Annotated in this window: 19 protein-coding genes and 3 tRNA genes; 11 read left to right on the top strand and 11 right to left on the bottom strand. The window is 33.1% G+C overall.

What is annotated here, in order from left to right:
- Window positions 1–97: 97 nt before the first annotated feature.
- The 6 genes from LQ189_RS04810 to thrA all read right to left on the bottom strand — a co-directional run bounded on the left by LQ189_RS04810 (window position 98) and on the right by thrA (window position 6,907).
- Window positions 98–607 (bottom strand): GNAT family N-acetyltransferase, encoded by a 510-nt coding sequence (locus LQ189_RS04810; RefSeq protein WP_086453448.1) that lies wholly within the window; start codon window positions 605–607, stop codon window positions 98–100.
- 83 nt (window positions 608–690) lie between these two features.
- Window positions 691–1,443, bottom strand: a complete 753-nt coding sequence (locus LQ189_RS04815) for a hypothetical protein (RefSeq protein WP_230154648.1) — start codon at window positions 1,441–1,443, stop codon at window positions 691–693.
- Between the two features lie 23 nt (window positions 1,444–1,466).
- The gene (locus LQ189_RS04820) at window positions 1,467–1,682 is read right to left on the bottom strand and encodes a hypothetical protein (protein WP_230154650.1); all 216 of its coding nucleotides are present in this window, start codon (window positions 1,680–1,682) and stop codon (window positions 1,467–1,469) included.
- A gap of 390 nt (window positions 1,683–2,072) precedes the next feature.
- Complete coding sequence (gene thrC, locus LQ189_RS04825) at window positions 2,073–3,362, bottom strand: threonine synthase (protein ID WP_230154652.1); 1,290 nt, start codon at window positions 3,360–3,362, stop codon at window positions 2,073–2,075.
- Between the two features lie 66 nt (window positions 3,363–3,428).
- Window positions 3,429–4,352 (bottom strand): homoserine kinase, encoded by a 924-nt coding sequence (locus tag LQ189_RS04830; protein WP_230154654.1) that lies wholly within the window; start codon window positions 4,350–4,352, stop codon window positions 3,429–3,431.
- Between the two features lie 107 nt (window positions 4,353–4,459).
- Window positions 4,460–6,907, bottom strand: coding sequence for a bifunctional aspartate kinase/homoserine dehydrogenase I (thrA, locus tag LQ189_RS04835; protein WP_230154656.1), 2,448 nt, complete (start codon window positions 6,905–6,907; stop codon window positions 4,460–4,462).
- Window positions 6,908–7,563: 656 nt separating this feature from the next.
- Between thrA and hutH the strand changes: the two genes are divergently transcribed.
- The 3 genes from hutH to LQ189_RS04850 are packed head-to-tail and all read left to right on the top strand — an operon-like array spanning window position 7,564 to window position 11,149.
- Window positions 7,564–9,078 (top strand): histidine ammonia-lyase, encoded by a 1,515-nt coding sequence (hutH, locus tag LQ189_RS04840; RefSeq protein WP_230154658.1) that lies wholly within the window; start codon window positions 7,564–7,566, stop codon window positions 9,076–9,078.
- A gap of 49 nt (window positions 9,079–9,127) precedes the next feature.
- Complete coding sequence (locus LQ189_RS04845; protein ID WP_230154660.1) at window positions 9,128–9,772, top strand: DUF47 domain-containing protein; 645 nt, start codon at window positions 9,128–9,130, stop codon at window positions 9,770–9,772.
- Between the two features lie 30 nt (window positions 9,773–9,802).
- Window positions 9,803–11,149 (top strand): inorganic phosphate transporter, encoded by a 1,347-nt coding sequence (locus LQ189_RS04850; RefSeq protein ID WP_230154662.1) that lies wholly within the window; start codon window positions 9,803–9,805, stop codon window positions 11,147–11,149.
- A gap of 198 nt (window positions 11,150–11,347) precedes the next feature.
- Here the strand turns inward: LQ189_RS04850 and LQ189_RS04855 are convergent, their stop codons facing one another.
- The 3 genes from LQ189_RS04855 to LQ189_RS04865 form a co-directional block, all read right to left on the bottom strand.
- The gene (locus LQ189_RS04855) at window positions 11,348–11,857 is read right to left on the bottom strand and encodes a DUF421 domain-containing protein (protein ID WP_230154664.1); all 510 of its coding nucleotides are present in this window, start codon (window positions 11,855–11,857) and stop codon (window positions 11,348–11,350) included.
- A 79-nt stretch (window positions 11,858–11,936) separates the two neighbouring features.
- Complete coding sequence (gene rimK / locus LQ189_RS04860) at window positions 11,937–13,319, bottom strand: 30S ribosomal protein S6--L-glutamate ligase (RefSeq protein WP_086453592.1); 1,383 nt, start codon at window positions 13,317–13,319, stop codon at window positions 11,937–11,939.
- Between the two features lie 137 nt (window positions 13,320–13,456).
- On the bottom strand, window positions 13,457–16,003 hold the full coding sequence (locus LQ189_RS04865) for an ATP-dependent Clp protease ATP-binding subunit (protein WP_230154666.1): 2,547 nt from the start codon (window positions 16,001–16,003) through the stop codon (window positions 13,457–13,459).
- Window positions 16,004–16,260: 257 nt separating this feature from the next.
- Here LQ189_RS04865 and gyrA point away from each other — a divergent pair, with 257 nt between their 5' ends.
- Window positions 16,261–18,912 (top strand): DNA gyrase subunit A, encoded by a 2,652-nt coding sequence (gene gyrA / locus LQ189_RS04870; protein ID WP_230154668.1) that lies wholly within the window; start codon window positions 16,261–16,263, stop codon window positions 18,910–18,912.
- A 47-nt stretch (window positions 18,913–18,959) separates the two neighbouring features.
- Window positions 18,960–20,228 carry a tetratricopeptide repeat protein gene (locus tag LQ189_RS04875; RefSeq protein ID WP_230154670.1) on the top strand — a complete coding sequence of 423 codons (1,269 nt, stop codon included), beginning with the start codon at window positions 18,960–18,962 and terminating at the stop codon, window positions 20,226–20,228.
- A gap of 51 nt (window positions 20,229–20,279) precedes the next feature.
- On the opposite strand, the gene LQ189_RS04880 is transcribed toward LQ189_RS04875, so the two are convergent.
- Together LQ189_RS04880 and LQ189_RS04885 are read right to left on the bottom strand one after the other, a co-directional pair.
- Entirely contained in the window at window positions 20,280–21,041 is a 762-nt protein-coding gene (locus LQ189_RS04880) for a C40 family peptidase (RefSeq protein WP_230154672.1), read from the bottom strand.
- A 67-nt stretch (window positions 21,042–21,108) separates the two neighbouring features.
- The gene (locus LQ189_RS04885) at window positions 21,109–22,287 is read right to left on the bottom strand and encodes an acetyl-CoA C-acyltransferase (RefSeq protein WP_230158631.1); all 1,179 of its coding nucleotides are present in this window, start codon (window positions 22,285–22,287) and stop codon (window positions 21,109–21,111) included.
- Between the two features lie 228 nt (window positions 22,288–22,515).
- Between LQ189_RS04885 and LQ189_RS04890 the strand changes: the two genes are divergently transcribed.
- From LQ189_RS04890 to LQ189_RS04915, 6 genes are all read left to right on the top strand, one after another.
- A tRNA-Ser gene (locus LQ189_RS04890) sits at window positions 22,516–22,599 on the top strand.
- A 19-nt stretch (window positions 22,600–22,618) separates the two neighbouring features.
- Window positions 22,619–22,693: transfer RNA gene (locus LQ189_RS04895), tRNA-Pro, on the top strand.
- A 30-nt stretch (window positions 22,694–22,723) separates the two neighbouring features.
- Window positions 22,724–22,797, top strand: a tRNA-Arg gene (locus LQ189_RS04900).
- A gap of 417 nt (window positions 22,798–23,214) precedes the next feature.
- Window positions 23,215–23,931: a hypothetical protein gene (locus LQ189_RS04905; protein ID WP_230154674.1), complete on the top strand. Its 717-nt coding sequence runs from the start codon at window positions 23,215–23,217 to the stop codon at window positions 23,929–23,931.
- A gap of 82 nt (window positions 23,932–24,013) precedes the next feature.
- The gene (locus tag LQ189_RS04910) at window positions 24,014–25,114 is read left to right on the top strand and encodes an XRE family transcriptional regulator (protein ID WP_230154676.1); all 1,101 of its coding nucleotides are present in this window, start codon (window positions 24,014–24,016) and stop codon (window positions 25,112–25,114) included.
- Window positions 25,115–26,278: 1,164 nt separating this feature from the next.
- The gene (locus tag LQ189_RS04915; protein ID WP_230154678.1) at window positions 26,279–26,449 is read left to right on the top strand and encodes a hypothetical protein; all 171 of its coding nucleotides are present in this window, start codon (window positions 26,279–26,281) and stop codon (window positions 26,447–26,449) included.

Below are 26,449 nucleotides of genomic sequence, written 5' to 3' on the forward strand. Positions count from 1 at the left end.
AATACAACAATACTTTTTAAACACGGTTTACAAACCTCTTCTTTGTTATCAGTAAAAACATAAGGGATTTGTAAACCGTTTTTATTTTGCAGACGGATTACGGTTTTAGTATTTTTTCAAAAGCTTTTCGAGGACTTCCTCTAAAAAAAACTTCGCCGCAATATTGATAGTCTAAATTCTCAAAGAGGTGCAACATAGGCAGGTTATCAAAGTTGGTATCTGCTTTTATGCTATAGATGTTTTTTTCAAGTGCTAGTTCTTCAACATATTTTAAAATCATTTTTGCAAGTCCTTTTCCTGTTTGGCTTTCGCCAATGGCAATGCGGTGTACCACCAGGAAGTCGTTATTTGTCAGCCATTTTCCTTGAATATTTTCATAAGCAGGCTCATCATTAATATATACTGCTGTATAGCCTATGATAGTTTGATCTTGTACTAAAACATACCCAGCGCCTTTTAAAATATCGTTGTTTACAATTTCTGGATTGGGATAACCATCTTGCCATTGTGTGCTTCCGTCATTTTTTCTTCGCAAAATAGCGTGTTGCAAAATGGTCCAAATTGCAGTAGCATCTGTTTGATTTGCCTTTCTAAAATGAATACTCATAAGTTTCTAAATTTAATGAATAGGGTTCAATAATATTTGCCCAATCAAACTTTTCTTGACAGTTTAAAATACAATTGGTGACACTATTTGTGTTGGTTGATTATTTTTTGACTTTTGGTTTGTATGGCTTTGTGTAGTTTTTTCCAGTTGATGTCATATTCAATGTGAAATGTGTCTTCTTCATTTCCAGCAGGGAAATAAGCTGTTGCTTTACTCTTTTCTAATTTTTTATTAGCAAACGAATAAATAATTTGCTTTAAAGGCTTAGCATCTAATCCGTCAGAATTTCCCATATACGTTAGATAAAACTCAGGAATGCCATCTTTATTTTCATCAGATATGCTACAATTTTTATAATCAAATTCAGGCCAATAAATTTCATTTCCAAAATCTTGAAACAACACTTTTTCTACTACGCCTCCATGATCATACGCTAAAATAATAGCGTATAAATGATGTGTGCTGTAGGTTGTTGTATCAATTGCCTTCTCCGTTTTAGGGGGATAAGTATTAGAATTTTCAGTTGTTTTCCATTTTTTAGTAGCCATGTTATATTCCTCTTCAACACTTACATTCTTAAAGTTTATTGTTCGAGTTAATTTTAATATTTTTTTCTTAAAAATGAAATCAAATGATCCAAAAGTGCCTGTGCTGTGAACAATCATAGTTGTTTTTCCATATTTTTTTGACTCATAATCAAATGATATTACATCATTTATAGAATTAAAGGATGCTTCGTTTTTTGGATAGAAATAGCTTACTTCTATCGGTTTTAATTGTCCAAAACTAAAATGATAAACGACGAGTAACAGAATGTTCAAATAATTTTTATGCATGTTGAATCATTTTTCAATAAGGTTTATTTTCCAGAAATGGGACTGTTGAAAACGCCAACAGCTAGTTCTGCCCACAATAGCAGAAAGGCAAACATAACAAACAGCAGGGTTAAAAATTTAAATTTTGTTTTTTGGAGCGAATGCAAAATAAACATAATAAGTAGTGCTGTAAATGATAACAAAAGTGCTGCCAAAGCAAAATCAAATAAAGACCACTGCACTTCTTTTGTAAATTGCATGGCAATTAAAGGAGCAAGTAGGAGCAATAAAAATGAAATAATTATTGCGAATTTTTTTCTCGTGGTTATTTGCATTATAATACAATATTACTTGAATCTAAAGTAGTAAAATTAATCAAAAAATAGCGCCATATCATGATTGAAATCTCAATGTATGACGCATCTCTTTTTTGTTCTTCATTGGTAACCCCAAAAAATATTCATAAAACAACTTTGGTTGCTAAAGCATTTCCGCTTTTTTTTAAATAGAGGTTTTATTTGACTACCTAATTGGTAACAATACTGTTTTTTGCCACAGATTTGAAAGCTTTTCACAGAGTACTCCACATCCGAATTCACTTTTTCTTGGATCTATAGCATAAAATAAAGTTAGACAAACAGTTTGTCAAATTATTTTAAAAAATTTCTCAAATCCTCATACGTTTTAATTTTAACACTCACTTTTTCTTTACCTAAAACAGTTTCTATTTGGATTGGTATGGGTAATGTAATATTTAATGCTGATTCTACAGTGTCTAAAAATTTTATAGGATGTGCAGTTTCTAAGAAAACACCTATTGCATTTGGATAATTTTCTAATTCTTTTTTTAAACCAAGATAGCCCACAGCTCCATGAGGTTCTGCAATATAACCGTTGGTGTCATAAATGGTTTTCATGGCTGTTAAAGTTTCAGCATCAGAGAACGTAAACGAAGAAAAATCTTTTTTGAATTGCTCCAAATCATTTTGGTACATTTCCTGAATTCGAATAAAATTACTTGGATTTCCTACGTCCATCGCATTCGAAATTGTAGCTTTGGAAGGTTTTGGATTGTAAATTCCGTTTTCTAAAAATCTCGGAACGGTATCATTTACATTCGTTGCAGCTACAAAATGTTCAATGGGTAATCCCATTTTTTTTGCAATAATCCCTGCGCAAATATTCCCAAAATTCCCACTTGGACAAGAGAAAATTAAAGATTTATTATGTTTCTTTAATTCCTTATAAGCAAAGAAGAAATAAAACATTTGCGGCAACCAACGCGCAATATTGATGGAATTTGCTGAGGTTAAGTTTTTATGTTGTAGACTTTCGTCCAAAAACGCTTTTTTTACCATATCTTGACAATCATCAAAAACGCCATCCACTTCTAGCGCTTTAATATTTTGTCCCAAAGTGGTCAATTGTCGTTCTTGAATATCGCTCACTTTACCCGATGGATATAGTATAATAACTTCAACGCCTTTTACCCCAAGGAACCCACTGGCGACAGCACCACCTGTATCGCCAGAGGTGGCAACTAAAACCGTATTTTTACTATCGACTTTATCTTTATTGAAATACCCCAAACAACGTGACATAAATCGCGCTCCTACGTCTTTGAAAGCCATTGTTGGACCATGAAACAATTCAAGAGAGTAAATGTTTTTTTCAATTTCGACAATAGGAAAATCAAAGCATAATGTTTCAGCGATGATTTGTTTTAAAGTGGTTTCTGGAATTGCATCACCTACAAATTGTTGAATCGCTTCAAAAGCTATTTCTTCGTTGCTTAAATTTTCGATGGTTTCAAAAAAAGCAGTTGTTAACGGGTTAATGGTTTCTGGAAAATACAATCCTTTATCAGATGCTAATCCTTGTATTACAGCTTCTTTGAAAGAAACTTTGGGTGCGTTATGGTTTAAACTGTAGTATTTCATTTTTATTTGCTTTACGCAGTATGCTTTATGCATTAAGCTTTTTGCCTAATGCCTAATGCTTAATGCTTATAAAATTATTTTCATTCCTTCATCATTTACTTTTGAAACGTGAATTTCATAGGGTACATTCATTTTTTCAAATACGGCACTCATAGCTGTTGCTAAGTTATTGGCAGTTTCTATACCTTTGCTTAAAGCAAAAATAGAAGGACCTGAACCTGATATTCCTGAACCTAATGCGCCATGCTCGTAGGCCGTTTTCTTGATTAAATCAAATCCAGGAATCAACACACTGCGCAAGGGTTCTATGATTTCGTCATGCAAGGATCTGCCTATTAATTCATAATCTTGTGTGTATAAACCAGCAATCAACCCGCCTACATTTCCCCATTGGATGACGGCACTTTTTAAGGAAACGGTTTGTTTTAAAACCGACCGAGCATCTGATGTTTTCAACTCAATTTGAGGATGGATCACGGTGGCGAACAATTCAGATGGACTTTCTATTTTTATAATATCCAGCGGATTTGAACTTCTTACCAATGTAAAACCACCTAGTAGAGCAGGAGCAACGTTATCTGCATGTGCATTTCCACTGGCTAACTTTTCGCCTTGCATCGCAAATACAACCAATTCTTTACGTGTAAATGGGCGTCCCAATAATTCATTAATTCCAAAAACAGCACCCGCTGCACTCGCGGCACTGCTCCCAATTCCACTTCCGGCTTTGATGTTTTTGTAAATTTCGATTTCAAAACCAAATTCGGTTTCAACCGCTTCCAGCATCGCCAAAGCGGAGACTCCGGCAACATTTTTTTCGGTTTCCAATGGTAAATCAGCACCTACAATCTTAGTAATGCGAATCCCTTTTACCGCAGATTTCCTGATGACCATTTCGTCACCCGCTGTATCAAGACACAATCCTAATACATCAAAGCCACAAGAGAGATTAGCAATTGTAGCTGGGCAAAATATTTTTATTTCATTCATAATTTTAGTCTTAAAGTCTAATGTCATAAAGTGGTAAAGTCATAGGAATGGATATAAAATCAAGGTGGTAACTTTCAGACTTTATGACATTCAACTTTACGACTTATTTATATATTTCCAATTCTTATTACATCTGCAAAAATCCCCGAAGCGGTAACCGCAGCTCCCGCGCCAGCACCTTTGATTAATAAGGGTTGGTCTACGTAACGATCTGTGAAGAACAATACAATATTGTCTTTTCCTTCCAAATTGTAAAACGGATGGTCTTTCGGAATGAATCTTAAACCAACATTAGCTTTTCCGTCTTCAAATTGCGCCACATATTTTAATCGTGATTCTTTGCTTAACGCTTCTTTATAAATAGTTTCAAAATGTGCCGCATGTGTTTGTAAGGATTTGAAAAAAGCTTCATTATTAGTTGTCTCCAAACATTCAGCAGGCATGAACGATTCGTTTGTAATTTCGTCAATTTCCATTTTGTAACCGCTTTCACGAATCAAGATTAATATTTTTCTAGCTACGTCAATTCCGCTCAAATCTATCTTTGGATCTGGCTCTGTAAATCCTTGTACACCAGCTTCTTTAACTACATTATGAAAAGTGTTATTTTCATCGAAATTATTAAAAATAAAGTTCAAACTTCCTGATAAAACAGCTTGAATCTTATTGACTTTATCGCCAGAAGCAACTAGATTTTTTACGGTATCAATAATGGGTAAACCTGCACCTACATTAGTTTCAAAAAGAAAAGGCGCATTGTATTGCCTTGATAATTTTTTTAATTTTTTGTAGTTTTCGTATCCAGATGCACAAGCAATTTTGTTGCAGGTTACAACGGCAATATTGTTTTTTAAATAGTGTTCATACGTTTGTGATACACTCTCATTAGCAGTAATATCAACAAAAATACTGTTGCGTAAATTCAGATTTTTAATTTGTTCAAAAAACAGATTTTGGTTCGCTTCTTCTCCCGTTTCTAATACAAATTTCCAATCTTTAAGAGAAATACTATCTTCATCAAAATACATTTTTCGGGAATTTGACAAGGCTATAATGCGAAGGTTAATTTTTAATTTTTCTTTAAGGAATTTCTTTTGTTGGTGAATTTGTTCAATGAATTTTTCACCTACATTACCCACGCCCATTACAAATAAGTTGAGTTGCTTTGTGTTTTCTTCAAAAAAGTTTTCGTGTAAAACATTTAATGCTTTTTTTACATCTCTTTCGTTAATTACAGCTGAAATATTTCTTTCCGAAGCACCTTGAGCAATTGCTCTGATGTTAACGTTATTTTTACCTAAAGTACTAAACATTCTACCGCTCAAACCTTGATGGTTCTTCATATTTTCGCCAACTAAGGCTATTATACAAAGATTTTGTTCAACAATACATGGATTAACTTTATTTTGCAGAATTTCAATTTCAAATGCGGCGTTGATTGCATTCTCGGCTAAAGCTGCATCTGAATTTAAAATCCCGATACAAATAGAATGCTCAGATGAAGCTTGGGTAATAAAAATTACATTTATTTTATGATGCGATAATACTTCAAAAAGCCTTTTAGAAGAACCAGAAACACCAATCATTCCAGATCCTTCAAGTGTAATCAATGTAATGGCATCAATATGTGTGATTCCTTTTACAGGATTGGATGATGCTGTAATTTGGTTCGAAATGTATGTTCCTTCGGCTTCTGGTTCAAAAGTATTTTTGATTAAAATAGGAATGTTTTTTCTTAAAACAGGCTGTATTGTTGGCGGATACAAAACTTTAGCGCCAAAATGGGATAACTCCATGGCCTCTTGATAGGAAATGTATGCTATGGGTTTAGCTTGTTTTACAATTTTAGGGTTTGCGGTAAACATTCCGTTAACATCAGTCCAAATTTCAAGTTCCTTTACATTAAGTGCGCCCGCAAGAATAGCTGCCGTATAGTCAGATCCTCCGCGACCTAAAGTTGTATTGATTCCGTCTAATGAAGCAGCAATAAAACCTGGCATTACAACTACCTGTTTATCATTTGACTCGAAAAATTCATTAATCAGTTTATTTGTTACTTCAAAATTTACCGTTGCTTTTCCAAAATCAGCATTGGTTTTGATTAATTCCCTACTGTCTTTGTAACCACTATTTGGGATTATTTGCTGCATTCCTTCGGATATGATAAATGAAGAAAGCAACTCACCAAAACTTAAAATTGTATCGGATGTTCTAGCAGATAATTCACCTAAAAGGTAGCAACCATCAAGTAAAGTTTCAAGATGATTAATAATTCTTTTCACGTGGCTTAGCAAACCGCTTTGCTCTTGAATAGGGATGAGTTCTTTTAAAACGTCAAGGTGTTTCTTTTCAATTTCAACAAGAATTTTTTTGTAATTTTCATCTCCATGAGCGGCTTTTTGTGAAGCAAGTTGCAGCATATCAGTAACTTTGCTAAAAGCAGATACTACTACAAGGATTTGTTGATCTTGGGATTGAATCTTGACAATGGACATCATCAATTTTATATTTTGCGCATTGGCCACAGAAGTGCCTCCAAATTTGAGTACTTTCATTTTTTATAGTGTTTGGTTTTTTAGAATCGAATGATCTTGATGGGTGTAAATTGTTGTGTCATGATTACAACATAAATTTATCACCTGCAAAATTGACTTTTTACAAAGTATACGTATAGGATTATATGTAAATAGATACCCCTAAGGGGTAGTAGTAGTTGATGTAAAAGTAAAAGCAACAAAAGTTACTTCCCATAATTGGGTAGTAGCCGTAGAGTTATATGTTGCTTTGTTGTAGATCATTTGTTTTTCAAAAATACAGTATTTAGTTTAAAATGAGCATGTTTATTGTATTTTTATGAAATATGAATTTTGTAAAGCGTAAATTATAGATATCTAAATTAGATGTAATAAATTGTATTTATAATCATGAGATTCGTATTTTTTAATGTTTTTTTCTGATTTTTAATACGATAAGAATTTAGTTTTTTATTTGATACATTTCTTTTGTTAAGCCATAAAATGCTTTTGATTGTCTGATTTGTACCATTTTTGAAATGGATTAAAGAATACTTTTAAGCAGATGTTTTATTTGTTTGGTATACAGTTGTCTTTTTAAAATTAAATTTTGTTTAAGCTAGAAATAGAAATTTGTATTAATTTATGTTGTGTACTAATAAAGAATTGATCAAATTTACTTTTCAAATAAGATACTGATGGATAATACACATTATATTAGCACTGAGATGCTTACGCTTGAAACTATAAATAAAATTATCAAAGAGAATAAATTTTTAGCCCTGTCAGATGAGGCAAAAATTAATATACAAAATTGTAGAACGTATTTAGACAAAAAAATGGTGTCTCAAATTGAGCCTATTTATGGTATAAACACGGGGTTTGGTTCATTATGCAATGTGAAAATTTCTAATGAAAATTTGTCTAAACTTCAAGAAAACTTAGTGCAATCTCATGCTTGTGGAACAGGAGATGAAGTTCCAAAAGAGATTGTTAAGCTAATGTTGTTATTAAAAATACAATCTCTAAGTTATGGGAACTCCGGTATTCAACTAGAAACAGTTGAAAGATTACTATCTTTTTACAACAATAATATTTTACCCGTAATTTATACGCAAGGCTCTCTTGGAGCTAGTGGTGACTTAGCACCATTGGCGCATTTATCTTTACCAATCATTGGTCAAGGTGAGGTTTACTACAAAGATCAAAAGGTTGAAGCGGCAGTGGTTTTAAAAGAATTTGATTGGGAACCTATTGTATTGAAATCAAAAGAAGGATTAGCATTGTTGAATGGGACTCAATTTATGAGCGCTTATGGAGTTTATGCTTTGCTTAAATCCAATACTTTATCTTTTTTTGCGGATTTCATAAGTGCTGTATCTCTAGAGGGTTTTGATGGAAGAATAGAGCCTTTTAATGAGCTCATTCATTTTGTTAGACCTCATAAAGGGCAGATCATTACAGCAAAGAACATGGTTCATTTTCTGTCAGGTAGTGAAATTATAAAACAGCCCAAAATTCATGTACAAGATCCCTACTCGTTTAGATGTATTCCACAAGTTCATGGAGCTTCAAAAGATGTTTTTGAATATGTAAAAAAAATATTCACTACTGAGATTAATTCGGTAACCGATAATCCTAATATATTTATCGATGAGGATCAAATAATTTCAGGAGGGAATTTTCATGGACAGCCTCTTGCCATGGCACTTGATTTTATGGCAATTGCCCTTTCAGAATTAGGTAGTATCTCTGAGCGTAGAACCTATCAATTAATATCAGGCAGTAGGGGATTGCCGGCATTTTTGGTTGATAATCCGGGTCTTAACTCAGGTCTTATGATCCCGCAATATGCGGCAGCTAGTATTGCAAGTCAAAATAAGCAATTGGCTACGCCAGCAAGTGTTGATAATATTGTTTCCAGTAACGGTCAAGAAGATCATGTAAGTATGGGAGCTAATGCAGCTACAAAAGCACTTCGTGTTGTTGTTAATTTAGAACGTATTTTAGCCATTGAACTCCTCAATGCATCACAAGCACTTGAATACCGAAAACCTTTAAAGTCAAGTGTTTTAATAGAAAATTTTATAGAGTCATATCGCGCTGTGGTGCCTTTGATTACTGAGGATAGAATTCTTCATTACGATATTTTAAAGACAGTAGCTTTCTTGAATACTTATCCAGTTGAAAATAATTTGTTAACAATGGCTTAACGTTAGCAATTATTAATGAAGTAATTTTGCCAAACTAAAATTAAATCAAATGAACATTAATAATTTTTTCCAATTTTTGGTTCCTAAAGACAAAAAGTTCTTTCCACTTTTTGAAGAAGCATCTAGTAATTTAATTGAAATAGCTATAAATTTACATGAAGCTGTAAATTTACCTTTTAAAGAGCGTGAGATCCTTTTTCAAAAAATAGATCTTTTAGAACAAAAAGGAGAGGACATTACACGTCAAACAAACCTTGAGTTGAGCAGAAATTTCATCACACCATTTGATAGAGAAGATATTCACTCTTTAATTACTGCAATTGATAATGTTGCTGATAACCTTCATGGAGCAGCAAGTAGAATGCGTTTGTACCAAGTGGATAAAATCACTAAATCAATTCGTAAATTAACGGAGATTAATCTTGAAGCATGTCAAAATATTGATATTGCCATAAGAGAATTGAGAGATTTAAAGAAAATGAAAAACATTACTGATGCTTGTGTTCGCATCAATAAGTTAGAAAATAAGTCTGATAATGTTTACGATAAAGCTGTTTTAGATTTATTTGAAAACGAAACGGATGCCAAAAATATTATCAAATATAAGGAAGTACTTTCTGTGCTAGAAACAGCTACAGATAAGTGTAAAAGTGTAGCTGCAGTTCTAGAATCTATTTCTGTAAAACATTCTTAATCCTATTCCTTTTTATCTGAAATAACTCTTATGGATTTCACCTTACTTATAGTTATCATTGTATTGGCTTTAATCTTTGATTACATCAATGGTTTTCATGATGCTGCCAATGCAATAGCTACAGTTGTTGCAACAAAAGTTTTGTCGCCATTTCAAGCTGTAGTTTGGGCTGCTTTTTTTAACTTTTTAGCCTATTGGGTTTTTGGTTTTGGTGTAGCAGATACAGTTGCAAAAACAGCCAACACACTCGAGATTGATCTTGTTGTAATATTAGCAGGTGTTATAGCAGCAATTATTTGGAATTTATTTACTTGGTGGCAAGGTATTCCATCTAGTTCATCACATACCCTTATTGGAGGTTTTGCAGGGGCAGCCATAGCTCACGCTCTTGCTGTTCATGGATTTTCAGGTTATACGGTAGGTGCTGGAGCCGATATGCATACCGCATATTGGTATGACACAGTAAATTGGTATACACCAGGTAAAGACGGCGGTTTTCCGTCAGGTGTATTAGTGATTATTGCTTTTATTGTACTAGCGCCATTATTAGGAGCGTTGATGTCTTATTTAATATCAATTTGGCTTTTAAATGCTTCTAAAAAAAGTATTTACCCAAAGATTTTTACAGTTTGTTTGATGCTATTGACGATTTGGTTCGTAGAGTCTCAAATGGTGTATTATGCTGATATTAAGAAGCCACGTTTTGACTCACATTTTTGGAGCGTAGTATTTGAATCTCATAATATTAAATGGTTTTTAGTTGCATTTATAATTTTAACGGTGAGTGGTTTTGGTTTGCTATTTAGTAGTTTGAACTTGCATCAATCAACAGCTTGGTTAAAAAAAATGCAGTTATTATCATCCGCAGCATTTAGTTTAGGTCATGGAGGTAATGATTCACAAAAAGTTATGGGTATTATTGCTGCTGCGGTAACAGTTTACATTCAAACCAGTGGGTTGAGTCAAGAAAGTCTTCCAGATTGGTTAGATGTGGTTTTACCAAATGATGAAGGTGTTTTTAAAATGCCAGAATGGATTCCTCTAGCTTGTTACTCTGCAATTGCTGCTGGAACATTAAGCGGTGGCTGGAAAATTGTGAAAACAATGGGGTCTAAAATTACTAAAGTTACTTCTTTTGAAGGAGTTGCTGCAGAAACCGCTGGTGCATTAACCTTATATTTTACGGAGCATTTTAAAGTTCCTGTGAGTACTACACATACAATTACAGGTTCTATTATTGGTGTTGGATTAACAAAAAGAGTATCAGCTGTGCGTTGGGGAATGACCGTAAGTCTTATTTGGGCTTGGGTACTTACTATTCCTATTTCAGCAATTTTAGCAGCTATCATATATTATATGTTTCGTATTTTTATTTAAAATTAGAATATTAAAATATTGTATAAAAAAACCATTCTTAGCGGAATGGTTTTTTTTACATGAAATAATTTCTTATCTCAATATTATATTGATAAAATACAAAAACTTATTATGTCACTTTAGTCTTTAAAATCTGGAAAATATACATTTCTTTAATGTGATTAAAAGTTGATAATTCAAACAGAAACTAGACTTTTTTTATATGTTAAGATTTTTATGATTGTGTTTTCTTTTGTGATAGGTCTTTTTTAAATGAGTATTACCCGAAATAATACTAATGTTGCCATCAATCTCTAACATGGCAAGTTTTACTTCATTAAAATGTTCTATTCCTTGTTCTCTCATGGATTCTTTTAATTCATCTGAAGTGATGTTCAATTTACTTAGAGTTTTAAAGTCTAAATGGCCATTATGAATTAAGATTTCGGGCTTTTCTTGCATGAAATCACTAAATTTAGGATATCTGAACATTAGTTTTTTTAAAATAAAATTAATGCAAAAAAGGACTGATGCTGCTGCTAAGCCTCCCCACAGACTAGTATTGTTTCCTACCATTGCATTTTGAACAGAGTTGCTAATGAGTAAGATTAGAATAACATCAGCAGTATTCAATTGGGATAATTCTTTTTTGCCAAAAAGACGGAGCGCAATGACCATAAAAAAATATACAGCACTACTTCGAACAATTATAGTTAGGTATTCGTTCATTTGTACTGTATATTTATTTATGTGGTTCGCTCGACTTTAGGATCTTTTATTTTGACGTTAAAGTCTATATGGAAATTGGTTATTTCAAATCTGTTTTTTGATGAAAATGTTTTTCAATGGCTTTGATCATCTCGCCAGCAATATCTTTATTTGTAGCGCCTTCTATTCCTTCGAGCCCTGGAGATGAGTTAACTTCTAGTAGTAACGGACCTTTTGAAGAACGTATTATGTCAACACCTGCTACTTTTAAATCCATTGCTTTTGTTGCCTTAATGGCAATTTTCTTTTCCTCTGGCGTGACTTTAATTACAGAGGCTGTTCCTCCTAGATGTATATTTGCTCTAAATTCTCCTGGCATTGCCTCTCGCTGAATAGCAGCAACCACTTTTCCGTCGATGACAAAGCAACGAATGTCTTTTCCATTCGCTTCTTTAATGAATTCTTGAACTAATATATTTGCATTCAAACTCTTAAAGGCATTAATTACACTTTCAGCTGCTTTTTTTGTTTCGGCTAAAACAACTCCTTTTCCTTGAGTGCCTTCAAGTAGTTTTACAATTAAGGGGGAACCTCCTACCATTTTAATTAAATCATCGGTATCTAATGGTGAATTAGCAAATCCTGTAGTGGGAATTTCAACGCCATGATTTAGCAGTAATTGTAGCGAATAAAGCTTGTCACGAGATTGTGTAATAGCATTTGATGAGTTCAAGCAATATACTTTTAAAGCTTCAAATTGTCGTGTTAAGGCACAACCATAAAATGTGATACTAGGTCTAATTCTTGGAATAATAGCGTCAAATTGATTTAAAATTTTTCCGCCTCGGTAATGAATTTCAGGTGTTTTGGCATCTAATTTCATGTAGCATTCCTTGATATTTAAAAAATGCATTTCATGACCTCGCATTTCACCCGCTTCCATAATACGTTTGTTGCTATATAGTTCTGGGTTGCTAGCTAAAAGACCTATTCGTAATCCTGATGCTGCTTTTTCTGAATTTTTATATAATTCTTTTAGAGTGTCTGTTGTAGGTTGTCCTAGTAGGTATTTTTGTTCAGGGTCTACGAGTACACGTCCGCTCATTGCCTCACGACCAAGGAGCATTCTAAAACCCATTGAGTCTCTGTTAGTCAAAGTCATCTCTATAGGCCATTGTGCGGTTCCTAATTGTAAATTAGTTTGAATCACATAACGTTGTTCTCTAAAACCGCTAGAGCTTTTCACAATACGTTTATCAATCAAGGGAGCTTCACAATGAATGACGGTTTTTAGATTGTTTTGTATGGGATTAATGTCAAATTTCACCCAATTACTATCATTTTTTATAAATGGAGCAATGTTTATTGCGTGTAATGCGGAGGTTTTCGCTCCCGAATCTACGCGTGCTTTTATGGTAGGAATTCCTAGTTCTGGAAAAGAACACCATTCCTCACTACCTAAAATTACTTTATTATCTGGCATACCTATTTTTTGATTAACCTTTATTTAAAGTTCAAATGTATATATTTGTTTTTAAAAGTAAGGATGTTTTTTTGTAAACAATAAACCCGTTATGTTATGAAAACGTAACGGGTTTAAATATACGAATCTACATGAGTTTATAAGTTTGAAGCTTCGCCTGTTTTGTGAACTTTTACAGTTAGTTCTTGAGCTCCATCTTCAATATCCATGAAAATTTCATCGCCAACACTTATTTTTGAAGTAATAATTTCTTCGGCAAGTGTGTCTTCTACGTATTTTTGAATGGCTCTTTTTAGCGGTCGAGCACCAAATTGTTTATCAAAACCTTTATCAGCGATAAACGCTTTTGCTTTATCAGAAAGATTTAATTGGTAACCTAATTCGGCAACACGTGCAAATAATTTTTTCAATTCAATTTCAATAATCAAATCAATATCATGTTTTTCTAAAGCATTAAATACAATTACATCGTCAATTCGATTAAGGAATTCTGGAGCAAAAGTTTTTTTCAATGCATTTTCAATGATACTTTTAGAATTATCATCTGCCTGTGATACTTTAGCAGCAGTTCCAAATCCAACTCCTTGTCCAAAATCTTTCAATTGTCTAGCACCCACATTAGATGTCATGATGATAATTGTATTTTTAAAATCAATTTTTCGACCAAGACTGTCTGTCAAAAATCCGTCATCAAGAACTTGTAGTAACATGTTGAAAACATCAGGATGTGCTTTTTCAATTTCATCTAACAGTACAACACAATATGGTTTTCTTCTTACTTTTTCAGTAAGCTGACCACCTTCTTCATATCCTACGTATCCCGGAGGTGCGCCAACTAAGCGTGAAATAGCAAATTTCTCCATGTACTCGCTCATGTCTATGCGTATCAATGCATCTTCTGAGTCGAAAAGTTCTTTGGCAATTACTTTAGCTAATTGTGTTTTTCCAACTCCAGTTTGTCCCAAGAAAATAAAAGAACCAATAGGTCTATTAGGATCTTTTAATCCAGCACGATTTCTTTGAATAGAGCGTGCAATTTTCATTACAGCTTCTTTTTGACCTATAACTTTACCCTCAATAAGTTCTGGTAATTTAGCCAGTTTGTTACTTTCGGTTTGGGCAATACGGTTTACTGGAATACCACTCATCATTGAAACAACATCTGCAACATTGTCCTCAGTAACTTCTATGCGATTGTTTTTAGCATCTTCTTCCCATTGTTCTTGTGCTATTGCCAAATCTTTTTCGATGCGTTTTTCGTCATCTCTAAGTTTTGCTGCTTCTTCGTATTTTTGTTTTTTGACCACAACATTTTTTAGTTCTCTAACTTCTTCAAGTTGTCTTTCTAGATCTAAAATTTGCTTTGGGACCTCAATATTTGTAATGTGTACTCTAGATCCAGCTTCGTCTAAAGCATCAATAGCTTTGTCTGGTAAAAAACGGTCAGACATGTAACGATCTGTAAGTTTTACACAAGCTTCAATTGCTTCCTGTGTAAAAGTTACATTGTGGTGGTCTTCATACTTATTCTTTATGTTGTTCAAAATTGTAATTGTTTCAGTTACCGATGTTGGTTCTACAATTATTTTTTGAAAACGTCTTTCTAAAGCACCGTCTTTTTCTATGTACTGGCGGTATTCGTCAAGAGTTGTAGCACCAATACATTGAATTTCTCCTCTAGCTAGAGCAGGTTTAAACATATTTGATGCATCTAGAGAACCTGTTGCTCCACCTGCGCCTACAATGGTATGAATTTCATCAATGAATAAAATGATGTCATCATTTTTTTCTAGTTCATTCATCACTGCTTTCATGCGTTCTTCAAACTGGCCACGGTATTTTGTTCCAGCAACAAGGCTTGCAAGATCAAGTGTTACTACACGCTTGTTGAATAATGTTCTAGAAACTTTTTTCTGAATGATGCGTAATGCTAAACCTTCAGCAATTGCTGATTTCCCAACTCCAGGTTCTCCTATTAATAAGGGGTTGTTTTTTTTACGACGGCTCAAGATTTGTGAAACACGTTCTATTTCTTTTTCGCGTCCTACTACTGGATCTAGTTTTCCTTCTTCGGCCATTTCTGTTAAATCTCTACCAAAATTATCTAAAACAGGAGTTTTTGACTTCTTGTTAGACTTATTGGCTGGATTGTTGAAAGTTCCTTCTTTAAAACTGTCATCTTGTCCTGAATCGTCATTGTATGATTCATTTCTAGGTAAATTTTCGGTAAAATCGTCTTCGCTTGGAGTCATATTTAAATACTGTTCTTTAGCTATATCGTAATCAATTTTAAGTTTATTCAATAGCTTTGTTGTGGGATCGTTTTCGTTTCTTAGGATGCATAATAAAAGATGTGCGGTACTAATAGATATGCTTTGAAAGACCTTGGCCTCTAGAAAAGTAGTTTTTAAAGCACGTTCGGCTTGTCGCGTTAAATGCAAGTTTTTCTTTTCAGTATTTGTATCTATTCCCGGGATTGCTGGGCTTAGTATTTCTACTTTTCTTCGCAAATGGTCTAAGTCTATATCAAGACTGTTTAAAATCTGGATTGCTTTTCCATTCCCGTCTCTTAGTATGCCTAGCATTAAATGTTCTGTACCTATAAAATCGTGACCTAATCGTAGGGCTTCTTCCTTACTGTAGGTTATAACGTCTTTTACTCTTGGTGAAAAATTATCATCCATAATATATATTTGATATCGTAAATTTAGTGAATTAAGTATTGAAAAACAAAAACCATTCCTATTCCAATCCTATGTCAGCTAAGTGACAAAAATTATCATGATTTTATAGTTAAATTCCCCTTAAATTATTAACTAAATTGACACTTGATATTGTTAATAAATCTTGTAAATAACTCCTATAAAACTAGCGAAAAAAAATCAGAAAGCCGTATATTGGCACGTTTTGAAATTAATATAATTATTTAATATAACAACTTATGTCTGAAGGAGAAAAGTTAATTCCTATTAACATAGAAGATGAAATGAAATCAGCTTATATCGACTATTCGATGTCAGTAATTGTATCAAGAGCGCTTCCAGATGTTAGAGATGGTTTAAAGCCTGTACATCGAAGAGTTCTTTATGGAATGTATGATCTAGGAGTTTTTTCAAATAAAGCCCATAAAAAATCCGCAAGAATTGTTGGAGAAGTTTTAGGTAAGTATCATCCGCACGGTGATACATCTGTATATGATGCTATGGTACGTATGGCTCAAGAATGGAGTATGCGTTACTTATTAATTGATGGTCAAGGTAACTTTGGTTCTGTAGATGGAGATAGTCCAGCTGCAATGCGTTATACTGAGGCTAGAATGCGCAAAATTTCGGAAGAAATTATGGCAGACATCGAAAAAGAAACTGTTGATTTTCAACTGAACTTTGATGATACTTTGTATGAGCCAAAAGTAATGCCAACCCGCGTACCTACTTTATTGATTAACGGTGCTACCGGTATTGCTGTAGGTATGGCTACTAATATGCCACCACACAACTTAACCGAAGTCATTAATGGTACACTTGCTTATATTGATAACAATGAAATTGAGATAGATGAGTTGATGAATCATATAAAAGCACCGGATTTTCCTACTGGAGGTATTATATATGGTTATGAAGGTGTTCGCGAAGCTTTTAAAACCGGTAGAGGACGTATTGTAATGCGTGCCAAAGTAGGTTTTGAAGAAGTTGACGGAAGAGAATCTATTATTGTTACCGAAATTCCGTATCAAGTTAACAAAGCAGACATGATCAAGCGTACTGCTGACTTGGTAAATGAGAAAAAGATAGAAGGAATTGCAAACATCCGTGATGAATCGGATAGAAATGGAATGCGAATTGTTTATATATTAAAGAGAGATGCAACTCCTAATGTAGTTTTAAATACATTATATAAGTACACACAACTACAATCTTCTTTCAGTGTAAATAATATTGCTTTGGTTAAAGGGCGTCCGCAAATGTTGAATCTTAAAGATATGATTCACTATTTTGTAGAACACCGTCATGATGTAGTTATTCGTAGAACGCAATTTGATTTAAGAAAAGCCGAAGAAAGAGCTCATATTTTAGAAGGGTTAATCATTGCCTCAGATAATATTGACGAGGTAATTGCATTAATTAAAGCCTCTAAAAATACAGAAGAAGCTAGAACTAAATTAATTGAAAGATTTAATTTATCCGATATTCAGTCTAGAGCAATTGTAGAAATGCGTTTGCGTCAATTAACAGGTCTTGAGCAAGACAAGTTAAGAGCAGAATATGAAGAAATCATGAAGTTGATTGATCACTTGAGAGCCTTACTTGCCGATGTTAATTTAAGAACAGCATTAATCAAAGAAGAGTTAGAAGAAATTCGTGATAAGTACGGTGACGAACGTCGTTCTGCCATTCAATATTCAGGTGGTGATGTAAGTATTGAAGATTTAATTGCCGACGAAAATGTGGTAATCACCATTTCGCATGCTGGTTATATTAAGCGTACTAACTTAACAGAATATAAAACCCAAAATAGAGGAGGAGTAGGTCAAAAAAGTGCGGGTACAAGAGATCAAGATTTCTTAGAACACATGTTTGTAGCTACTAATCATCAGTACATGATGTTCTTTACTCAAAAAGGGAAGTGTTTCTGGATGCGTGTCTATGAAATTCCAGAAGGAAGTAAAACGGCAAAAGGTAGAGCAATTCAAAACTTGGTCAACATAGAAAGTGATGATAAAGTTAAAGCGTTCATTTGTACCCAAGATTTAAAAGATAAAGACTATATCAATAGTCATAATCTTGTTATGGTTACTAAGCAAGGACAAGTAAAGAAAACATCTTTAGAGAAATACTCTAAACCTAGAGTCAATGGTGTTGCGGCAATTACTATTAAAGAAGGTGACGAATTACTTGAAGCTAAATTGACAAATGGGGAAAGCCAAATTATATTAGCTGTTAAATCAGGTAAATTGGTGCGTTTTGAGGAAACTAAAACCAGACCAATGGGTAGAACCGCTTCTGGAGTTCGTGGAATTACTTTAAAAGACGAAACTGATGAGGTAATTGGCATGGTTACTGTGGATAAAAATGACATAAACGATTCTCAAATTCTTGTTGTTACTGAAAATGGTTATGGTAAACGTACAAAACTTGTTGATGATGATGGAGAAGATGTGTATAGAATTACAAATCGTGGTGGAAAAGGTGTTAAAACATTAAATATTACCGAAAAAACAGGCCAACTGATTTCTATTAACGCGGTGACAGATGCTGATGATTTAATGATTATCAACAAATCTGGTTTAACGATTAGAATGGCAATTGAAGATTTAAGAGTAATGGGAAGAGCAACACAAGGTGTTCGACTTATAAACCTTAAAGGTAAAGATTCTATTGCGGCTGTTACCAAAGTGATGAAAGATGATGTTAATGAAGTTGTTGTTGATGAAGATGGTAATGTAATTGAATCGGCTACAATAGAGCGCATAAAACCAGATCTTGAAATCCTTGAAGATGAAGGAGTTGTTGAGGATGATGAAGACGATGACGAAGTAGTTGAAGACGAAGACGATGCTAACGAGGAAGCTGATGAAGACGAATCAGAAGAATAAAAATAGAAAATCAATTAAGAATAATTATTAAACAAACAGAGAATATTATGAATAGTAAATATGTAATACTAGCATCAACTTTATTGGTATCAGTAGCTACTTTTGCTCAAAAAGATCAAATTAAAGCAGCTGAAAAGGCATTAAAAAGCGGAAAAAGTCAAGAAGCTGTAACGCTATTAGCTGAAGCGGAACCGTTGATCGCTAACGCACCTGATGCTGAAAAAGCACAGTTTTATTTTGTAAAAGGAAATACATTATTGGATTTGGCTAATAAAAGTATTGATACTGATAAAAATTTATCTCAAGCAGCAGTTGCTTACCAAGATTTAATTGCTGCTGAAAAAGCTTCGGGTAAAGTTAAATTTACTGCACAAGCTGCTACTTCAATTACTGATATTAAATACAAATTGATTAATAATGCTATAGCAGATTCAAAGGTTGAAAAATTCTCTGACAGCGCTAGAAAATTGTATGACGCTTATCAGTTAGATAAAAAAGATACGATTAACTTGTATTATGCTGCATCCACTTATGTGAATGCAAAAGATTATGACAAAGCATTAGAATTGTATAGTAACTTAAAAACTTTAAATTATTCTGGTAAAGGAACAAGTTATTTTGCAGTAAATAAATTAACTACGCAGGAAGACTTTTTCACTTCTCTTCAAGAAAGAGATAAAATGGTAAAAATGGGAACTCATGAAAAACCAAGAACTGAAGTTGTTCCATCAAAAAGAGGTGAGATTTACAAGAATTTAGCTTTAATCTTAGTTGAAAAAGGTCAAGTTGCCGAAGCTAAAAAAGCAATTGCAGATGCGAGAGTTGCTAATCCAGAAGATGGTTCTCTTTTATTGACTGAGGCTAATTTATACCTTGAAACAAAAGATTTTGATACCTACAAAAAATTAATTGCTGAGGTTTTAGAAAAAAATCCAAATGATGCAGATTTAATTTTTAACCTAGGAGTTATCAGTGCAAATGCTAAAAATTTCGTAGATGCTGAGAAGTATTATAAGAGAGTACTTGAGATTAATCCAAAATATCTTAATGCTTATATTAATCTAGCTGCAATGAAACTTGATAATGAAAAAGAAATCATTGACGAGATGAATAAGCTTGGAACATCAACAAAAGATCAAAAACGTTATGATGAATTGAAAAAGAAAAGAGAAGATATTTTTCGTTCAGCAATACCATTTTTAGAAAAAGGAGTGGAGTTAGATCCTAAAAATACAGATGTTTCTAAAACATTATTAGGAGTTTACAACGCTCTTGAAATGACTGCAGAATCTAAAGCATTGAAAGCTAAAATGTAGTATCGTAAGTTCATTTAAAAAAAACCTGTCTAGTGAAGTAGACAGGTTTTTTTATATAATTTTTTTAATGACTCTTAATTTATGAGTATGCTTATTAGTTTCGGTATTAAATATGCCTAAGTGGTCAATTCTGTCAATACGTACTTTGCCGCTGGCATGTATAATGTAATTGTCATCCATGATTATTCCTACATGAATGATGGCTCCTTCGTCATTATCAAAAAATGCTAAGTCTCCAGGTTCGCTTTCTTCAATAAAGCTTAATGCTTCGCCTTGAGTTGCCTGTTGTGATGCGTCCCTTAGTAAGTGGTGACCATTTAGTTTGTAAACCATTTGTGTAAAGCCAGAACAGTCAATTCCAAAAGGTGTTTTTCCTCCCCATAAATAAGGAGCATTCAGGTACATAAAGGAAGTTTTGATAAGGTTATTTTTGTTTTTTTTACCGCTCGTTTTACTACCTTCAAATTCATAATTATCTTTATTAATGTCATGATGGTTTAAAAAAGATAATGAAGCACCAAGTGGTATCGGAAGCATCAAGTTATTGCTTCCGGTTATGTATTCAATTAAATCAGCGTTTAAAATTATAGTGTCATCAGTAAGATTTTGATAGCTACTTTCGGATATTAGTTGCATTTGTTTACTGTCAATCCAGCCCTCGTAATTATCGTACTGCAATTTTATTTTATACCATTGATTGTGTTTTTCTAAAATTCCAAAATGTTCTCCAAATAAAACTTGAGAAACTATTTCGCTCTTATCACTTGCTTCATGACGCAGCGGAATGACCGCAAGATTACAAATTCCGAACATTTATGATTTTTTAAAAGGTTAAATGGAGCAAATCAAAACCTTTAATTTGCTCCATTTTTATTAAGTATTACATTCTTTCTACAACAATTGCAGATGCACCACCACCGCCATTGCAAATAGCAGCAGCACCTATTTTTGCGTTATTTTGTTCCAGTACATTTAATAAAGTAACAATAATACGTACACCAGAACATCCTAGCGGGTGTCCAAGTGATACAGCACCACCGTTTATGTTAACTTTTGAATTGTCTAGTCCTAGTATTTTAGAATTGGCTAATCCTACTACAGAGAAGGCTTCATTAAATTCAAAGTATTCAACAGCATCAAGTGCTATTCCAGCTTTGTCTAGTGCTTTTGGTAAAGCCTTAGCAGGACTAGTAGTAAACCACTTTGGCTCTTGAGCAGCATCTGCATAGCCTTTTATGTATGCTAATGGTTTTAAACCTAAAGCAAGTGCTTTTTCTTCACTCATCATAATTACCGCAGCAGCACCGTCATTGATCGTTGATGCGTTCGCAGCTGTAACTGTTCCGTCTTTAGTAAAAACAGGACTTAGCGAAGGGATTTTATCAAGTTTTACATTAGTGTATTCTTCGTCTTTGGTTACCATGATGGGGTCACCTTTACGTTGTGGTACAGCAACAGGTACTACTTCATTGTCAAATTTCCCAGTATTCCATGCAGCAGCGCTTCTTTCGTAAGATTGAATAGCATACGCATCTTGATCTTCACGAGAAAAATTATATTCTGTAGCACACAAATCAGCGCAAACTCCCATTGCACTGTTGTCATAAGCGTCTGTAAGGCCATCTTTTTGCATTCCGTCAAGCATTGTTGATGGGCCAAATTTTGTTCCGTTTCTTAGATTCATGTAATGTGGAATCAAACTCATGTTCTCCATACCGCCTGCTACTACAATCTCAGCGTCTCCGCATTGAATTGCTTGAGCAGCCATCATTACTGCCTTCATTCCTGAGGCGCATACCTTGTTTATAGTAGTGCAAGCAACTGTTGTAGGCAATCCTGCAAACAAAGCCGCTTGTCTAGCAGGAGCTTGACCTACGCCTGCTTGAACTACGTTACCCATATAAACTTCGTCAATTAAGTTTGGGTCTAAATTTATTTTGTCTAAAGCACCTTTTATAGCAGCAGCACCTAATTTTGGTGCAGTTACTGTAGATAATGCTCCCATAAAACTTCCGATAGGTGTTCTTACGGCAGAAACGATAACAACTCTTTTGTTCATGTCTTTCATAATGTTAGTTTATGAAGCAAATTTAATCTTTTTTAAGTAAATTTATATTTCGAATAGGATTTAATAATTCTGATAAATTTTTAATCTTCTATGTGTTTGACTGTGAAGTATTTTTAATTTTTTTTGAAAAAAATATTAAAAAAACATCAAAAAAAGTTGTGAGAAGTCTAAAGAAGTAGTAAGTTTGCAACCGCAAAACAGAACACGTTTCTTGAGCTTGGAGGGGTGCCAGAGTGGTAATGGAGCAGTTTGCTAAACTGTCATCGAGTGATCGGTGCCAGGGTTCGAGTCCCTGTCCCTCCGCTATAATATTTTTGTTTTTCGGGGTGTAGCGTAGCTCGGTTATCGCGCCTGCTTTGGGAGCAGGAGGCCGCAGGTTCGAATCCTGCCACCCCGACTTTTAAAAGTCTATTTAGATTTTTAAATTGGAGGCATAGCTCAGCTGGATAGAGCACCTGCCTTCTAAGCAGGCGGTCGAAGGTTCGAATCCTTCTGCCTTCACAAAACCCCTATAAACTATGTTTATAGGGGTTTTTTATTATTTTTTATTCAGAAAACCATCGTTTTTATAGTACTTTATTTATGAAAATATTGTTTTTTAATCTTTTGGCACAAATTTGACACAAAGAAATTTCTTATTTCAAGAATTAAATTGGTAACTCCTGCCGATAATAATTAAAACTTTTATTGTACACAATTCTTAATTAACAGGAAAAGGCTGTTAAAATCAACTGTGTAATCTATTTCTAGGATTGTAAATAAACTTAATTCTAACCTGGACTCTTTAAGTCTAGTTAAAATTACAGGAAATATTAAAGAATAAAGTTAATTGTTGTTATAAAATTTATTATATTTGCGCAATAAGAATAATAAAAAAAGCCCATTTTGGCGAACGGGCAAATTAATATGAAGAATAATATGAGTGAAACAATTAGAAACACTGACCAGAGTGTTGTAGTAAATCGTTACCGCAAAGGTAATATAAACGAATCAGAAAAACAAGTTTTTGAATCGATTTATAAGGATGTAGCTAATCCAGAGGCTGTTAAGGCTGAAATTGGAGAAGTTATTAAAGTATTTAATGAGGTAATTAAAATTGCTAAAAGGGAAGTAGATGACAGAAAGTTTGTAAATAGTGTCAAATATAACCAAAGAGCATTTTATTCTCAAGATTTGAATGCCACTATTAAAGAACAAATAATCAGAAGAATTGATGTTGACCCAGTTTTTAATAGTAAAGTTAGAATCAGAAAGAATTCCGGTTCTATATATTTTATTATTAAGGATAAGTACATTTTGTATGTAAAGAGGCTTTATGGTAAGCAAAACAAACCAAATTGCTATCCAACTCCCAATAGTGCTAAACTGTTTAATGGAACATTGTTTCCTGGTTTGGTAGATCATATACCAGTTTTATTTATTGGTCCGAATCTTGGGAATATTAATGAAACTGATGCTTTTGTAACATCTTTGATTAGTAGAAATGAGATTAATTGGAGTTTAGTCAGTAATGATTTATTCAGCGAAACAGATGTTAAGCAACTAATTAGCTCTAAGGTAGAGAAAGTAGAAAAGGAGATTGTTAAATTAAAAAAAGGTTTGGAGAGACCAAATCAAGAACAAGCAAATAAATAATAAATAAGAACCGTTCGCCAAATGGTTTTTATTTTTAAATCGATTTATTCTAAAATTAAAACTACTCACAACAATAAGTGATATGAATACAATCAACATTGAAAGAATTAAATTAGCAAGAGAAAGTAGAGGTTATTCGCAATCTACTCTAGCTAAGGAAATGAAATCAGCATCACAAGTGTTATTGTCTAAAATTGAAAAAGGACTTTCTAATGTGACTGATGATGTATTTTCAGAGTTATGCTTAATATTGGATTATCCCAAAGAATTTTTTTATAAAAAACACAATGTTTATCCATTAAAACATTTTTATTTTAGGAAAAATCTGGGGACTAGTATGTCAAAAGCAAGATTTTTGGAATCTCAAATAAATATTTTATCTGGTAACATATGTGATTTACTTGATGCTGTTGAAATAGAGATCGATTTACCGTTTACGGATTTACATAAAACAGGGTTGTCGCCAGAACAAATGGCTGATAGGGTAAGAGAATATTTTAAATTACCTAAAGGTCCAATTAAAGATTTAATTAAAGTTGTTGAAGAACAAGGAATTGTTATTCATTTGTTCGACTTTAATTCGGACATCAAAATATCGGGAGTTAGTTATATTACACCTGTTGGTGTTCCTGTAATGATTATTAATAAAAACATAGCAAATTCTAGAATTATTTTTACGATTGCTCATGAGTTAGGTCATATTTTAATGCACTTTAAAGGTGGTATTATTAGTGAAGATAGAAATGTTGAAAATGAAGCAGATAGATTTGCTTCAAGTTTTTTAATGCCAAGTAATGAAATTAAATCAAACTTATATTATTTGACGGATGAAAAATTAGGTGATTTAAAGCGTTATTGGAAAGTTTCAATTCAGGCGCTTTTATTTAAAGCTAAAGATTTAGGAACTTTATCTCAAGATCAATATCGTAGATGGGTAACAAAGATTAGTTACTATGGTTGGAGAAAGCAAGAGCCTTTAGAGTTTGAAATTTCTGAACCTAAACTTTTGTATAAAATGCTTAAACTTCACTTTAATGAGTTACAATACTCAAAAATGGAGTTGTCCACAATGTTTGGTTTAAATGCTTTAGAGTTCGAAAAAATTTATTTACTGTCATATTCGGATTTTCATAGTTATTTAAATGAGGATAATAAAGTTAGAAAATTAAAGATTTCGTATTAAATTAGATTATCAAGTATTTTAAAAAGCATTCAGTTTGACTGAATGCTTTTTTTATAGCTGCATTGCAACAAACTATACACATTAATTTTGTATCAGCACAACTTCTTTTAGTAGATTTCTTTGACATATACTTGTTATATTTGACAGAGAATTTTTAATGGAATACAATTAATTTTGTACCCATTATGAAAAAAATTGGCACAAAGTTGCCACAAAAGATAAACAAAGTCAATAACTGTGCGTGTTTACGAGTGTATAAGTATTCCTTCTGCCTTCACAAAACCCACCAATTTGGTGGGTTTTTTGTTTTTAATCCAATTCATTTAGGATGATTTTGAAAAAATATAAAATTTAAATATTCTTAATCTCAAAATAAATTAGTTAAAGAAATAGAGCATCCTGATTTTTTAATCGGGACGGTCGAAGGTTCGAATCCTTCTGCCTTCACAAAACCCACCAATTTGGTGGGTTTTTTGTTTTTAATCCAATTCATTTAGGATGATTTTAAAAAAATATAAAATTTAAATAGTCTTAATCTCAAAATAAATTAGTTAAAGAAATAGAGCATCCCGATTTTTTAATCGGGACGGTCGAAGGTTCGAATCCTTCTGCCTTCACAAAACCCACCAATTTGGTGGGTTTTTTGTTTTTAATCCAATTCATTTAGGATGATTTTAAAAAAATATAAAATTTAAATAGTCTTAATCTCAAAATAAATTAGTTAAAGAAATAGAGCATCCCGATTTTTTAATCGGGACGGTCGAAGGTTCGAATCCTTCTGCCTTCATAAAACCCACCAATTTGGTGGTTTTTTTGTTTTTAATCCAATTCATTTAGGATGATTTTAAAAAAATATAAAATTTAAATATTCTTAATCTCAAAATGACTAGTTAAAGAAATAGAGCATCCCGATTTTTAATTGGGACGGTCGAAGCTTCGAATCCTTCTGCCTTCACAAAACCCACTAATTAAACTTTTTTTTGTTTGTGATATAATTTGATCCTTATGTTCTTAGCAGTCAAGTTTTAACCTACTCTACATTATTTGTATATAATTATTGTAGAACCGGAATAAAAAAGAAACTGGGGCCTTAAAAAAAACATAATAATTTGTGATTTGGAATAAAATTAGAAGTATATTTGGGACACTTATAAAAAGTATGTAATGACCAAAGTGAAACAAATAACAGTAAAAGCAACCAAAAAAGAGGTTTATAGAAATCCTGAAATTGGGAGTGGGCTCGTTAGAATTGCTCATAAGATAAGTTCTATTAGTTCTCAAACGCAATTAGTAAAAATTGGGGAGAGATATTTTAGAGTAAGAGAGCTTGGTTAA

Origin of the sequence: Flavobacterium sp. CECT 9288 (genome assembly GCF_918731615.1) — a bacterium.
Classification (GTDB): domain Bacteria; phylum Bacteroidota; class Bacteroidia; order Flavobacteriales; family Flavobacteriaceae; genus Flavobacterium.

Bases quoted from the DNA above. Each gene is read 5' to 3' on its own strand.
- rimK (WP_086453592.1), bottom strand. From the start codon at position 13,319: ATGCCAGATAATAAAGTAATTTTAGGTAGTGAGGAATGGTGTTCTTTT.
- LQ189_RS04845 (WP_230154660.1), top strand. From the start codon at position 9,128: ATGAACATTAATAATTTTTTCCAATTTTTGGTTCCTAAAGACAAAAAG.
- LQ189_RS04855 (WP_230154664.1), bottom strand. From the start codon at position 11,857: ATGAACGAATACCTAACTATAATTGTTCGAAGTAGTGCTGTATATTTT.
- LQ189_RS04910 (WP_230154676.1), top strand. From the start codon at position 24,014: ATGAATACAATCAACATTGAAAGAATTAAATTAGCAAGAGAAAGTAGA.
- LQ189_RS04915 (WP_230154678.1), top strand. From the start codon at position 26,279: ATGACCAAAGTGAAACAAATAACAGTAAAAGCAACCAAAAAAGAGGTT.
- LQ189_RS04865 (WP_230154666.1), bottom strand. From the start codon at position 16,003: ATGGATGATAATTTTTCACCAAGAGTAAAAGACGTTATAACCTACAGT.
- gyrA (WP_230154668.1), top strand. From the start codon at position 16,261: ATGTCTGAAGGAGAAAAGTTAATTCCTATTAACATAGAAGATGAAATG.
- thrC (WP_230154652.1), bottom strand. From the start codon at position 3,362: ATGAAATACTACAGTTTAAACCATAACGCACCCAAAGTTTCTTTCAAA.
- LQ189_RS04880 (WP_230154672.1), bottom strand. From the start codon at position 21,041: ATGTTCGGAATTTGTAATCTTGCGGTCATTCCGCTGCGTCATGAAGCA.
- LQ189_RS04820 (WP_230154650.1), bottom strand. From the start codon at position 1,682: ATGCAATTTACAAAAGAAGTGCAGTGGTCTTTATTTGATTTTGCTTTG.
- LQ189_RS04830 (WP_230154654.1), bottom strand. From the start codon at position 4,352: ATGAATGAAATAAAAATATTTTGCCCAGCTACAATTGCTAATCTCTCT.
- LQ189_RS04905 (WP_230154674.1), top strand. From the start codon at position 23,215: ATGAGTGAAACAATTAGAAACACTGACCAGAGTGTTGTAGTAAATCGT.
- LQ189_RS04850 (WP_230154662.1), top strand. From the start codon at position 9,803: ATGGATTTCACCTTACTTATAGTTATCATTGTATTGGCTTTAATCTTT.
- LQ189_RS04885 (WP_230158631.1), bottom strand. From the start codon at position 22,287: ATGAACAAAAGAGTTGTTATCGTTTCTGCCGTAAGAACACCTATCGGA.
- LQ189_RS04815 (WP_230154648.1), bottom strand. From the start codon at position 1,443: ATGCATAAAAATTATTTGAACATTCTGTTACTCGTCGTTTATCATTTT.
- thrA (WP_230154656.1), bottom strand. From the start codon at position 6,907: ATGAAAGTACTCAAATTTGGAGGCACTTCTGTGGCCAATGCGCAAAAT.
- LQ189_RS04875 (WP_230154670.1), top strand. From the start codon at position 18,960: ATGAATAGTAAATATGTAATACTAGCATCAACTTTATTGGTATCAGTA.
- LQ189_RS04810 (WP_086453448.1), bottom strand. From the start codon at position 607: ATGAGTATTCATTTTAGAAAGGCAAATCAAACAGATGCTACTGCAATT.
- hutH (WP_230154658.1), top strand. From the start codon at position 7,564: ATGGATAATACACATTATATTAGCACTGAGATGCTTACGCTTGAAACT.